The sequence below is a fragment of the Streptomyces sp. NK15101 genome, assembly GCF_020400725.1.
Lineage (GTDB): Bacteria > Actinomycetota > Actinomycetes > Streptomycetales > Streptomycetaceae > Streptomyces.
This window is the reverse complement of sequence record NZ_JAINVG010000003.1, coordinates 112,171-125,494: the sequence shown is the minus strand read 5'-3', so window position 1 is coordinate 125,494 and position 13,324 is coordinate 112,171. Positions and strand designations below refer to the sequence as shown.

The window sequence follows — 13,324 nt, the reverse complement described above, 5'->3', positions numbered from 1 at the left end:
GTCGCTCCCTGCGGCGCTTCAGCCCTCCGGCCTTGTGCACCGGCGGCGAGCCCTTCGTGCCGGGCTGTATCTGGCCGCACGCGGGGCACGGGCGGTGTGGCCGCTCCCTCTTGGGAATGTTCTTCTTGGGAGGCATCAGGTCCGCTCTGCTTCGTTCGGTTCGGGATCGTGGGTCGGATCAACGGCGTCGACGGGTCATCGCACGGAATGATGGCGGTCGAGGCGTGGTGCGGTGGTCCGGAAGTCGTCCAGGAGCTCGACGGCGGCACGGGCACGGATGGCCTCCAGCTCGCCGCCGCTCGTCACCGGGGTCCGGCGCGGCAGAGCTGCGAGCGGAGGCACCAGATGCCGTGGCACTTCGGAGGGCATGACGTATCGGGAGCGGTCGAGCGGCAGCCGGTAGAAGACGTCCCAGCCCGCGTCCCCACGCAGCGCGTCCCGGATCCGCCCCTCGGCCTTGTTCAGGTCCGACTGCGCCTTGGTGTCACCCTCGTGCTGCCGGTATATCTCCCGGCAACGTTCTTCCCAGCCGCCGTCCCCATGCTCCAGGCCGATGTCGAGAAAGGGATTGCTGAACGGATCACGGCTGTTCTTGTTCGTCCCTCTCCAGGCGCGAAGCAGCCGGAGGTTGAGTTCGGCGACGGCTCCGCCCTGAGCCGCCGCCGCCTCGGCGTTCTCCACGGCGGCGTCGAGGAGCTTGCCGCGGCCGGCGGGGGAACTGATCCGCTCGCTCTGCGCCACGGCCGCGTACGCTGCCAGGGCGTGGGCCTCCTGGACCAACTCCGCCGGGACCTTGCGGTTGTTCTTGGCCAGGGTGAGAGAGCGGGCCTGTTCGGCCGCGGCCTCCGGATCACCGGACTTCACCAGGTCATAGGCACGGTTCAGGGCGACAAGGGCGTAGAACGGACTCCGGCCGGCGTCGACGAGACCGGTCGGGCGCCACAAGGCGGCCATCAGCCTCCAGAGCCCCCGGTCCTCGGCCAGCGCCCGCGGCCACTGCCCGAGCAGTGCGCCGGACCTGAGGTCGCGCAGCTCGATCTGCTGGGTACGGGGCAGAGCCGCGTCGAGTGCGTCCATGGCCGTCACGTCGACGTCCATGACCACGTCGTACAGCAGGTCCCACACGTCGTCCGGTTCCTGCCGGACAAGCGTTCGGCCGTGCCGGAAGGCCCGCCGGCGCAGGTACGCCTGCCACCCGAGGTGCTCGGCCTGTTCGACGCCGATGTCGGCAGGGGCGAGACGGGCCCGCAGATAGAGGCTCTCGTCCTCGTTCCGCCCTTCCCACGGCGCGTCTTCGGCCATGAGGCCACCATGGTCGATCAGGTCGTCGACGACGGACAGCGGCGCCCACGCGAGGAGTTCGTCGAGGAACCGGTTCGGTACGGGTATCGCGCCGCGGGTGGCCGCGGTCACGAAGAGACTGAAGGCCGGCCCGCCCGACACCGCGTGGGAGCGCGTGCTGACGAGGTCCGGGCCGGGCGCCGTCGAACACAGCACGCTGCACCGCTCGAGACCCGGCTCGTTGAGCCATCGCACACCGGCGGCCCAGAGGCTCCGTAGGTGACCGAGGACCGACTCCGGCGGCAGGAGGTTCAGGCCCGAACGCACCACGGGCAGCAGGGCCTCGCGGTTCGGATCGCCTTCGACGGCCTGTGTGAGGACTGCCCGTTCGGCCTCGGACTCCTCGGTGACGGCCACGATCTCCGTCAGCATGGCCAGTACGGCTTCGACCGCCTCGCCGCCCCCGACGCCGAGCCAGCGCCACTTGCGCTGGGCGAAACCGCTCACGCCGGAGGACTCCTTGTTCTCCCGGCGTTCGCGCGCACGCTTCAGACGCTCTTGTTCGGCAGCTTTGGCCGCCCGGCGAGCGGCGACGGGGTCCGTCATGTCGTACACCCCGACAGATTATCCGGGTGGCCCGACAATCCGTACGGCCTCGTGCACATCGTGACCTGGGACGGAGGCGGGATGCCGCCCCTTCCGTGACCGGCCCCGGCAGGTCACGTGGGGAAGGGGCGGCAGCGGCCTCTGAAAGGGGCTCAGATGTCCCGGAAGATCTCGATCTGCGCGCCGATCGAGTTCAGGCGCTCCGCGAGGTCCTCGTAACCGCGGTTGATGACGTACACGTTGCGCAGGACCGACGTGCCCTCCGCCGCCATCATGGCGAGCAGGACGACCACGGCCGGGCGCAGGGCCGGCGGGCACATCATCTCGGCGGCGCGCCAGCGGGTCGGGCCCTCCACCAGGACGCGGTGGGGGTCGAGGAGCTGGAGGCGGCCGCCGAGGCGGTTGAGGTCGGTGAGGTAGATGGCGCGGTTGTCGTAGACCCAGTCGTGGATGAGGGTCTTGCCCTGGGCCGTCGCCGCGATCGCCGCGAAGAAGGGGACGTTGTCGATGTTGAGGCCCGGGAACGGCATCGGGTGGATCTTGTCGATCGGCGCCTCCAGCTTGGAGGGACGGACCGTCAGGTCGACCAGGCGGGTGCGGCCGTTGTCCGCCGCGTACTCCGCCGAGCGGTCGTGGTCGAGGCCCATCTCCTCCAGGACGGCGAGCTCGATCTCCATGAACTCGACCGGGACCCGGCGGATGGTCAGTTCGGACTCCGTGACGACCGCCGCGGCCAGCAGGCTCATCGCCTCGACCGGGTCCTCGGAGGGGGAGTAGTCGACGTCGACATCGATGTCCGGGATGCCGTGGACGGTGAGCGTGGTGGTGCCGATGCCGTCGACCCGGACGCCGAGGGCCTCCAGGAAGAAGCAGAGGTCCTGGACCATGTAGTTGGAGGAGGCGTTGCGGATGACGGTGACGCCGTCGTGACGGGCGGCGGCCAGCAGGGCGTTCTCGGTCACCGTGTCGCCGCGCTCGGTCAGCACGATCGGGCGGTCGGGGGAGACGGAGCGCTCGACCTGGGCGTGGTAGATGCCCTCGGTGGCCGTGACCTCCAGGCCGAAGCGGCGCAGCGCGATCATGTGCGGCTCGATCGTGCGCGTACCGAGGTCGCAGCCGCCGGCGTACGGCAGCCTGAAGCGGTCCATGCGGTGCAGCAGCGGGCCGAGGAACATGATGATCGAGCGGGTGCGGATCGCGGCCTCGGCGTCGATGGACTCCATGTCGAGCTCGGCCGGCGGCGTGATCTCCAGGTCCACGCCCTCGTTGATCCAGCGGGTGCGGACGCCGATGGAGTTGAGGACCTCCAGGAGCCGGAAGACCTCCTCGATGCGGGCGACCCGGCGCAGGACGGTGCGGCCCTTGTTGAGGAGCGAGGCGCAGAGCAGCGCGACACAGGCGTTCTTGCTCGTCTTGACGTCGATGGAGCCGGAGAGGCGGCGCCGGCCGACGACCCGGAGGTGCATGGGGCCCGCGTACCCCAGGGACACGATCTCGCTGTCGAGGGCTTCGCCGATCCGGGCGATCATCTCAAGGCTGATGTTCTGGTTGCCGCGCTCGATCCGGTTGACGGCGCTCTGGCTCGTGGCCAGCGCTTCGGCGAGCTGCGTCTGCGTCCAGCCACGGTGCTGCCGGGCGTCACGGATGAGCTTGCCGATGCGTACGAGGTAGTCGTCTGCCATGGCGTCACGTTATCTCAGATATGAGATGTGACTCGTCATCGGGGTGGGCTATTGGGGTGAACCGTCGTGCGCGGTCGGGTGGCGCGGTTCGTACAGGGGGAGTTCGGTGCCGCTCGGCAGCCGGACGGCGGCGAGCAGGCCCCAGCCCTGGTCGGTGATGGCCCGTGAGATCTCCGCGCCCCGGTCCTCCAGGGTTGTCAGGGTTTGGGTGAGGTCGTCGCACATGAGGTACACCTCGTGCTCCGGCTCGCCCGTCGTGGGGTGCACCGCGATCTCGGCGGGCGGCAGCTTGAAGATGAGCCAGCCGCCTCCGGCGTCCACGTGCTCGAAGCCGACGACGTCCTTGAGGAAGTCCCGGTCGGCCTCCGCGTCCCGGGTGTAGAGAATCACGTGCGCGCCGCTGAACATGAACCGATCGTCCGCCGGGGCGTCCGCCGCGGCAATCGGGCCGCATCCGTTCGGGGGCGGGGAGGGGGTGGGCTGCGGATCCCGCGGATCCGCAGCATGCCAGGCATGACCGGGCGGCGGTGATGTACTAGAGTTATCTCGACATCGAGATATCTGCCGAGGCGCACCGCTGCCGCCACCTTGGTAAGGATTACCTAACTTAGCCTTACCTTAGCGGATCGACGACGCGTACGTGGCGGCAGGATGTGGTGGAACGCGCACATATATGAAGGAGACTGTCGTGTCGGCGAACAGCTTCGACGCCCGCAGCACGCTGCGCGTGGGCGACGAGTCGTACGAGATCTTCAAGCTGGACAAGGTCGAGGGCTCCGCGCGCCTCCCTTACAGCCTGAAGGTCCTCCTGGAGAACCTGCTCCGCACCGAGGACGGCGCGAACATCACCGCCGACCACATCCGGGCCCTCGGCAACTGGGACTCGCAGGCCCAGCCGAGCCAGGAGATCCAGTTCACGCCGGCGCGCGTGATCATGCAGGACTTCACCGGTGTCCCCTGTGTCGTCGACCTCGCCACCATGCGCGAGGCCGTCGCGGCGCTCGGCGGCGACCCGGCGAAGATCAACCCGCTCTCCCCGGCCGAGATGGTCATCGACCACTCCGTCATCGCCGACAAGTTCGGCACCAACGACGCCTTCGCGCAGAACGTCGAGCTGGAGTACGGCCGCAACAAGGAGCGCTACCAGTTCCTGCGCTGGGGCCAGACCGCCTTCGACGACTTCAAGGTCGTCCCGCCGGGCACCGGCATCGTCCACCAGGTGAACATCGAGCACCTGGCCCGCACCGTCATGGTCCGCAACGGCCAGGCGTACCCCGACACCCTCGTCGGCACCGACTCCCACACCACCATGGTCAACGGCCTCGGTGTGCTCGGCTGGGGCGTCGGCGGCATCGAGGCCGAGGCCGCGATGCTCGGCCAGCCGGTCTCCATGCTCATCCCGCGCGTCGTCGGCTTCAAGCTGACCGGCGAGCTGCCCACCGGCACCACCGCCACCGACCTGGTGCTGACCATCACCGAGATGCTGCGCAAGCACGGTGTCGTCGGCAAGTTCGTCGAGTTCTACGGCGAGGGCGTCGCCGCCACCTCGCTCGCGAACCGCGCCACCATCGGCAACATGTCGCCGGAGTTCGGCTCCACCGCCGCGGTCTTCCCGATCGACGACGAGACCCTGAACTACCTCAAGCTCACCGGCCGCTCCGAGCAGCAGGTCGCGCTCGTCGAGGCGTACGCCAAGGAGCAGGGCCTCTGGCTGGACCCGAAGGCCGAGCCGGACTTCTCCGAGAAGCTGGAGCTCGACCTCTCCACCGTCGTCCCGTCGATCGCCGGCCCGAAGCGCCCGCAGGACCGCATCGTCCTCGCGAACGCCGCCGAGCAGTTCGCCCAGGACGTCCGCAACTACGTCGACTCGGTCGACGAGGCGGGCCAGGAGTCCTTCCCGGCCTCCGACGCCCCCGCCGTCTCCAGCACGGTCCCGTCGAACCCGGTCCAGGTCACCGCCCCCGACGGCTCGACCTACACCCTCGACCACGGTGCGGTGACGGTCGCGGCCATCACCTCCTGCACCAACACGTCGAACCCGTACGTCATGGTCGCCGCCGCGCTCGTCGCGAAGAAGGCCGTGGAGAAGGGCCTGACCCGCAAGCCGTGGGTCAAGACCACCCTCGCCCCGGGCTCGAAGGTCGTCACCGACTACTTCGACAAGGCGGGCCTCACCCCGTACCTCGACAAGGTCGGCTTCAACCTCGTCGGCTACGGCTGCACCACCTGCATCGGCAACTCCGGCCCGCTGCCGGAGGAGGTCTCCAAGGCCGTCAACGACCACGACCTGGCCGTGACCTCGGTGCTCTCGGGCAACCGCAACTTCGAGGGCCGCATCAACCCCGACGTCAAGATGAACTACCTGGCCTCCCCGCCGCTGGTCGTCGCGTACGCCATCGCGGGCTCCATGAAGGTGGACATCACCAAGGACGCGCTGGGCACCGACACCGAGGGCAACCCGGTCTTCCTCAAGGACATCTGGCCCTCCGAGGCCGAGGTCAACGACGTCGTCGCCAGCGCCATCGGCGAGGACATGTTCGCCAAGTCCTACCAGGACGTCTTCGCCGGCGACGCCCAGTGGCAGGCGCTGTCGATCCCGACCGGCAACACCTTCGAGTGGGACCCCGAGTCGACCTACGTCCGGAAGCCCCCGTACTTCGAGGGCATGACGATGGAGACCACCCCGGTCACCGACATCACGGGCGCCCGCGTGCTCGCGAAGCTCGGCGACTCGGTCACCACCGACCACATCTCCCCGGCCGGCGCCATCAAGGCCGACACCCCGGCCGGCAAGTACCTCACCGAGCACGGTGTGGAGCGTCGCGACTTCAACTCCTACGGCTCGCGCCGAGGCAACCACGAGGTCATGATCCGCGGCACCTTCGCCAACATCCGCCTGCGCAACCAGATCGCGCCGGGCACCGAGGGCGGCTTCACCCGCGACTTCACCCAGGCCGACGGCCCGGTGTCGTTCATCTACGACGCCTCGCAGAACTACCAGGCCGCCGGCATCCCGCTGGTCATCCTCGGTGGCAAGGAGTACGGCTCCGGCTCGTCCCGCGACTGGGCGGCCAAGGGCACGGCCCTCCTCGGCGTCAAGGCCGTCATCACCGAGTCGTACGAGCGCATCCACCGCTCGAACCTCATCGGCATGGGCGTCCTCCCGCTGCAGTTCCCGGCCGGCCAGTCGGCCGACTCGCTCGGCCTGACCGGCGAGGAGACCTTCTCCATCACCGGCATCACCGAGCTGAACGAGGGCACCACCCCCAGCACGGTGAAGGTCACCACCGACACCGGTGTCGAGTTCGACGCGGTCGTCCGCATCGACACCCCCGGTGAGGCGGACTACTACCGCAACGGCGGCATCATGCAGTACGTGCTCCGCAACCTGATCCGCGGCTGACGCCACCGGATCCGGTAGACGGAAAGGCCCCGCTCCTCGGAGGAGGAGCGGGGCCCTTTCGTTCGTCACGCGCGCCGTCTCACGACGGAGCGAGGATCAGAACATGAGGCGGTAGGTGTTCCAGCCGCTGGTGCCGATCTTCACGCGCGGCTTGAACGGCACGGTGCCGTTCGCGGTGCCCTTGTACAGCCACAGGGCGCCGTTGCTCTCGCGGGCGACCAGGTCGGTGATGCCGTCGAGGTCGATGTCGCCGGTCGAGACGAGGGCGTTGTAGGCGTTCCAGCCGCCGCCGATCTTGGTGCGGGCGGCGAACGGCGCCGTGTAGCTGCCGGTGCCCTTGTAGAGCCACAGCACACCGGCGCTGTCGCGGGCGACGATGTCGTCCTTGCCGTCGCCGCTCAGGTCGCCCTTGCCGGCGATCTGGCTGTAGGCCTGCCAGCCGCCGCCCACCCGGTAGCGGGTGGTGACCTTGCCGTTGCCGTAGCCCAGGTACAGCCACAGCACGCCGTAGCTGTCACGGGCGAGCAGGTCGTCGGCGGTGCCGCCGCCCAGCTGGCCCGCGGACAGGACCTTGTTGTAGATGCTCCAGCCGCTGCCGATGGCGATCGGGTCGCCGCCGTAGGCCATGTACGACAGGCGGCCCGAGGTGACGTCCCAGATGCCGTCGGCGCTGCCGTCGTGGTCCTGGTCGACCTGGGTGATGAACTTGGCGTTGCTCCAGCCGTAGCCGGTGTAGACGCGGGCGTCGAGGCCGCCCTCACCGTTCGGCGCGTAGCCGTACATGTCGCCGCGGGAGTCGACGCCGTAGAGGGCGTTCACCTGGGCGTCGGAGGTGCTCTCGGCGGCGAAGGCGCTCGCGTTGCCCGAGGGCTTCTGGACGGCGGCGGACGCGGTCCGCTCCTGCGGCGCGTCGGCGGCGACGGCGGCCGTGGTGGTGCCGACGAGGGCGGCCGTTATCGCGGCGACCGTGACACGGGACAGGACGCCCGTGCGGTTCAGGCCAGAAGAGTTGGCCACGTAGTACTCCAGATCCGTATGGGATGAGACAGACCCCGCCGCGCGCCCGTGCCGGAGGCAGGGGAGGGCGGGACCTCTATGATCCCGGATCCTTCTCACGAGATCTTCACCGGGCAACTGGTTTGTGACACAACTGTTTCGATGTCGGTCGTATGCCCCATTTGCGCGTTTCCTTCCGCGCGCCTTCCGCCGCCTGCCGCGCCGGTCCCGGTCATGGGGTGACCCTGATGACATGTCAAGGGTGTTGTGCGGCGAATGCTTGGACGAAACGCCGCAGATCCAGCGTGCTTATCCCGGAGGTCTCAACTCGGGAAAGATGGTCGTGGAAACCTGGTTTCGATCTTGCTCCCGTGAAGGGAAGTGGACTATACCTGTCGGCGTCCAGCCAGTCGGAGCAATCCGGCGACGGCCCGACGCGTGCACGACCCGGCTGCAAATGACCGCGGTGGCGGGGCCCTTCGCCTGTGGCGAGTGAGTACGGGCGACCGGTACACCGCCTGAGTCCTGAATGAAGGCGAGGACTTGAGCATGGGATCCACCTCCGCACACAACAGTGAGGGCCTCGGCCGTCGCGATCTGATCAAGCGTTCCGCCGCCATCGGTCTGATCTCCGTGCCGACCATGGGCTTCCTGTCCGCCTGTGCGAGCAGTGACAGCGGTGGCAACGGAAAGGTCGAGAAGGGCGCGAAGTCCGATAAGAACCCGCTCGGGGTGAACGAGTCGGCACCGCTCGATTTCGTCCTTTTCGACGGCGGATTCGGACAGCAGTACGCCAAGGACGCGATCAAGGTCTACGAGACGAATTACCCCAAGGCGAGCGTCAAGTTCACTCCGACCCAGAAGATCACCACCACGCTGCAGCCGCGCTTCAACGGCGGCACCCCGCCGGACCTCATCGACAACTCCGGCGCCGAGCAGATGGACATGGGCGTCCTCGTCGGCCAGAAGCAGCTGGCGGACCTCACCCCGCTCCTGGACGCGCCGTCCATCGACGACCCGAGCAAGAAGGTCCGCGACACCCTGCGGCCCGGCATCGTCGAGATGGGCCAGTTCGACGGCGACCCGGTGTGGGTCATGTACTACGCCTACACGGTCTACGGCGTCTGGTACTCGCAGAAGCTGCTCGACTCCCTCGACGCGAAGTACCCCGAGACCTGGGACGAGATGCTGGCCGTCTGCGAGAAGGCCAAGAAGAAGGGCATCGCCGGCTGGACGTACGCCGGCAAGCACCCGTACTACGTGCCCTTCTCGCTCTACCCGATGATCGGCAAGGTCGGCGGACGCGAGGTCCTCGACGCGATCGACAACCTGGAGCCGAAGGCCTGGGAGCACCCCGCGGTCAAGGCCTGCTTCGAGGCGTACTACGAGCTGGTCAAGAAGGGGTACATCCTCAAGGGCACCCCCGGTCTCGACCACATCCAGTCGCAGACCGCCTGGACCGAGGGCAAGGCGCTGTTCATCCCGAACGGCTCCTGGGTCGAGAACGAGGCCGCGAAGACCATGCCGGCCGACTTCGACCTGGCCGTCTCCGCCCCGACCGGCATCGACTCCTCCGACAAGATGCCCTTCGGCACCATCTGGGCCTCCGGCGGCGAGCCCTTCATCGTCCCGGCGAAGGCGAAGAACCTGGAGGGCGGCCTGGAGCAGCTGCGCATCATGCTCAGCGAGGCCTCCTCGAAGAACTTCACCCAGTCCGTGAAGTCCCTGACCGCCTTCAACGGCGGCACCGACGGCATCGAGCTGACCCCGGGCCTCAAGTCCGGCGTCGCCGCCCTGGAGAAGGCGGGCCAGAACGTCGTCAACCCGCGCCTCCAGGACTGGTACGTCGCCCTCCAGAAGGAGAAGATCGGCGTCGCGGGCATCGGCGAGATGATGGCCGGCCGCGCCACCCCGGCCGAGACGATCAAGAAGATCCAGAAGTTCGCCGACGAGGCGGCCAAGGACTCGAGCATCAAGCACTACAAGCACTGACGCACAAAGCGCCGGGGCCCCTTCCCGCCGACCGGGAGCGGGCCCCGGCCCCTTCGCGCGCGGCACCGGCGGCGCGCCCGGCGCGGGAAAGATCGGGGTCGGTAGGAATGCAACACGGCAAGTACCGTTTCATCGTGGGGTTCCTCGCGGCCCCCCTCGCGCTCTACGCGCTGTTCGTGATCTGGCCGTTCATCCAGTCCATCTACTACTCGTTCACGGACTGGTCGGGACTGAGTCCCGAATTCGGGATGATCGGATTCGACAACTACAGCAGGATGCTGGACGACGAGGTCTTCTGGAAATCGCTCCAGCACAGCCTGACCTTCGCGGTGGTACTGCCGCTGGTGACCGTGGGGCTCGCGCTTTTCTTCGCCTTCATGCTCAATGTCGGAGGCCGGCGCCGCAGGGGCGCGGCGATCGCGGGCGTGCGCGGTTCCTCCTTCTACAAGATCGTGTATTTCTTCCCGCAGGTGCTGTCGATCGCGATCGTCGCGCTGCTCTTCCAGTTCGCGTACAACCCGAACAGCGGAGCCATCAATTCCGTATTGAAGGGCGTGGGGCTCGGCAGCGTCCAGCCGGACTGGCTCGGCGACCCGGACCTGGCCCTCATCTGCGTGATGGTGGTCCTCGTCTGGTCCACGGTCGGATTCTTCGTCGTCCTCTTCTCGGCCGGCATGGCGTCCATTCCGAGGGACTTCTACGAGGCGGCCCTGCTCGACGGCGCCAACCGCATCACCACCTTCTTCAAGATCACCCTGCCGCTGCTCTGGGACACCGTGCAGTCGGGCTGGATCTACATGGGCATCCTCGCGCTCGGCGCGGAGTCCTTCGCCGTCGTCCAGATCATGACCGTCGGCCCCAACGGCGGCGGGCCCGACTACTCCACCATCGTCCTTCCGCTGTACGTGTACCAGAAGGCGTTCCGGGACGGTCAGGCCGCCTACGCAACGACCATCGGCGTCGCGCTCCTCGTCGTCACGCTCGCCTTCGCGGCCGTCGTGATGAAGCTGGGCCGGCGCGAGCGGCTGGAGTTCTGATGAAGACGACCGACACTGCCTCCACCGGCGTCGAGATCCCCGGCTCCCCGGCCGGCCCGGGCCCCGCGGTCACCAAGACGACGGCGTCCGTCCCGCGCAGGACCGCCAAGGCCGAGGGCGCGACCCTCAACGTCTTCTCGCACGGCGTCCTGATCATCTGGGCGATCATGGTCGTCATGCCGCTGCTCTGGGCGGTCATGACCTCCTTCAAGACCGACAGGGCGATCTTCACCTCCCCGTGGTCGCTGCCCGACAGGCTGCACTTCGAGAACTGGTCGCGCGCCTGGACCGAGGCGCACATGAGCGACTACTTCCTGAACACCCTCCTGGTGGTCGGCGGCTCGCTGGTCGGCACGCTCCTCTTCGGCTCGATGGCGGCCTACGTCCTGGCCCGCTTCGACTTCCCGGGCAACCGCTTCATCTACTTCCTCTTCATCGGAGGGATGAGCTTCCCGGTCATCCTGGCGCTCGTGCCGCTCTTCTACGTCCTCCAGAACATGGCCCTGCTCAACACCCTGCACGGCCTGATCCTGGTCTACATCGCGTACTCGCTGCCGTTCACGGTCTTCTTCCTCACGGCCTTCTTCCGCACCCTGCCGACCTCGGTGGCGGAGGCGGCCTTCGTGGACGGCGCCTCGCACACCCGGACCTTCTTCCAGGTGATGCTGCCGATGGCCAAGCCCGGCCTCATCAGCGTCGGCATCTTCAACTTCCTCGGCCAGTGGAACCAGTACCTGCTGCCCACGGTGCTCAACACCGAGCCGGAGCGGAAGGTGCTCTCGCAGGGCCTCGTCCAGCTGGCCGTCAGCCAGGGCTACAAGGGCGACTGGTCCGGCCTCTTCGCCGGCCTGGTGATGGCGATGCTCCCGGTCCTCGCCGCGTACATCGTCTTCCAGCGGCAGGTGGTGGCCGGCCTCACCGCCGGCGCCGTGAAGTAACCCCGCCACCGCGTTCTCCAGGGCCCCCGGCGCACCCGCGCCGGGGGCTCCGCGCGTCGTGTGACGCTCGCCGCCCGATACTCAAGGTCTTGACGGGGGCCAAGCCGAAAGCGTCCCCTTAGAGTTCACATGTTGGAGAAAACGGTGGGAGTGAGTGGGTCGATGGAGACTCCGGGGTCGCAGACGTCTCTGCACAGGGCCAATCTCGAACGGGTCGTCCGGGCGGTACGGATGGCCGGCTCGCTCACCCAGGCGGAGATCGCCCGGGCGACGGGCCTCTCCGCCGCCACGGTCTCCAACATCGTGCGGGAACTGAAGGACGGCGGCACCGTCGAGGTCACGCCGACCTCCGCCGGGGGCCGCCGGGCCCGCAGCGTCTCGCTCTCCGGCGACGCCGGCATCGTGATCGGCGTGGACTTCGGCCACACCCACCTCCGGGTCGCCGTCGGCAACCTCGCCCACCAGGTGCTCGCCGAGGAGGCCGAGCCGCTCGACGTGGACGGCTCCGCCGCCGAGGGCTTCGACCGCGCCGAACAGCTGGTCAAGCGGCTGATCCGGGCCACCGGCATCGGCCCCGACAAGGTGATCGGCGTCGGCCTCGGCGTGCCCGGCCCGATCGACGTCTCCTCCGGGACCCTCGGCTCGACCTCGATCCTGCCGGGCTGGAGCGGCATCAACCCCGCGGACGAGCTCTCCGGCCGGCTCGGCGTCCCCGTGCACGTCGACAACGACGCCAACCTCGGCGCGCTCGGCGAGCTCGTCTGGGGCAGCGGCCGGGGCGTCAAGGACCTGGCCTACATCAAGGTGGCCAGCGGCGTCGGCGCCGGACTCGTCATCGACGGACGGGTCTACCGGGGGCCCGGCGGCACCGCCGGGGAGATCGGGCACATCACCCTGGACGAGTCGGGACCGGTCTGCCGCTGCGGAAACCGCGGCTGCCTGGAGACCTTCACCGCCGCGCGGTACGTCCTGCCGCTGCTCCAGCCGAGCCACGGCCCCGATCTGACCATGGAGCGGGTCGTCCAGCTGGCCCGGGAGGGCGATCCCGGCTGCCGTCGGGTGATCGCCGACGTCGGACGGCACATCGGCAGCGGCATCGCCAACCTCTGCAACCTCCTCAACCCCAGCCGGGTGGTGCTCGGCGGCGACCTCGCCGAGGCCGGTGAGCTGGTCCTCGCGCCCATCAGGGACTCCGTCTCGCGGTACGCGATCCCCAGTGCCGCCCGGCAGCTGTCGGTGGTCCAGGGGGCCCTGGGCGGCCGCGCCGAGGTGCTCGGCGCCCTCGCCCTCGTGCTGAGCGAAATGGGCGATTCGACCCTGTTGGAGAGTGCGCTGCCGACGGCCGCTCCGGTCTCCCGTCTTGTCTTCACTTAGATAACGAACACCGTC

At 68.5% G+C, this 13,324-nt stretch carries 9 protein-coding genes; 5 read left to right on the top strand and 4 right to left on the bottom strand.

The genetic code is table 11. From position 1 onward, the window contains the following. Positions 1-195: 195 nt before the first annotated feature. From K7G60_RS02645 to K7G60_RS02635, 3 genes are all read right to left on the bottom strand, one after another. Complete coding sequence (locus K7G60_RS02645) at positions 196-1,788, bottom strand: hypothetical protein (RefSeq protein WP_225799128.1); 1,593 nt, start codon at positions 1,786-1,788, stop codon at positions 196-198. A gap of 251 nt (positions 1,789-2,039) precedes the next feature. Continuing rightward, positions 2,040-3,569: a UDP-N-acetylglucosamine 1-carboxyvinyltransferase gene (locus K7G60_RS02640; protein WP_225799127.1), complete on the bottom strand. Its 1,530-nt coding sequence runs from the start codon at positions 3,567-3,569 to the stop codon at positions 2,040-2,042. 48 nt (positions 3,570-3,617) lie between these two features. Next, entirely contained in the window at positions 3,618-3,977 is a 360-nt protein-coding gene (locus tag K7G60_RS02635) for a VOC family protein (protein ID WP_225799126.1), read from the bottom strand. Positions 3,978-4,257: 280 nt separating this feature from the next. Here K7G60_RS02635 and acnA point away from each other — a divergent pair, with 280 nt between their 5' ends. Continuing rightward, positions 4,258-6,972 (top strand): aconitate hydratase AcnA, encoded by a 2,715-nt coding sequence (gene acnA / locus K7G60_RS02630; RefSeq protein ID WP_374115568.1) that lies wholly within the window; start codon positions 4,258-4,260, stop codon positions 6,970-6,972. Between the two features lie 96 nt (positions 6,973-7,068). Here acnA and K7G60_RS02625 read toward each other — a convergent pair whose 3' ends face one another. Then, on the bottom strand, positions 7,069-7,989 hold the full coding sequence (locus tag K7G60_RS02625) for a VCBS repeat-containing protein (RefSeq protein WP_225799124.1): 921 nt from the start codon (positions 7,987-7,989) through the stop codon (positions 7,069-7,071). Positions 7,990-8,517: 528 nt separating this feature from the next. Here K7G60_RS02625 and ngcE point away from each other — a divergent pair. From ngcE to K7G60_RS02605, 4 genes are all read left to right on the top strand, one after another. Further along, positions 8,518-9,960 (top strand): N-acetylglucosamine/diacetylchitobiose ABC transporter substrate-binding protein, encoded by a 1,443-nt coding sequence (gene ngcE / locus K7G60_RS02620; protein WP_225799123.1) that lies wholly within the window; start codon positions 8,518-8,520, stop codon positions 9,958-9,960. 107 nt (positions 9,961-10,067) lie between these two features. Next, a complete protein-coding gene (locus K7G60_RS02615; RefSeq protein ID WP_225799122.1) occupies positions 10,068-10,997 on the top strand; it encodes a carbohydrate ABC transporter permease in 930 nt (309 codons plus the stop codon). Beyond that, positions 10,997-11,935, top strand: coding sequence for a carbohydrate ABC transporter permease (locus K7G60_RS02610; protein ID WP_225799121.1), 939 nt, complete (start codon positions 10,997-10,999; stop codon positions 11,933-11,935). The genes K7G60_RS02615 and K7G60_RS02610 overlap by 1 nt, the downstream gene beginning before the upstream one ends. 162 nt (positions 11,936-12,097) lie before the next feature. Then, positions 12,098-13,309 (top strand): ROK family transcriptional regulator, encoded by a 1,212-nt coding sequence (locus K7G60_RS02605; protein ID WP_225799120.1) that lies wholly within the window; start codon positions 12,098-12,100, stop codon positions 13,307-13,309. The last annotated feature ends 15 nt before the right edge of the window (positions 13,310-13,324 follow it).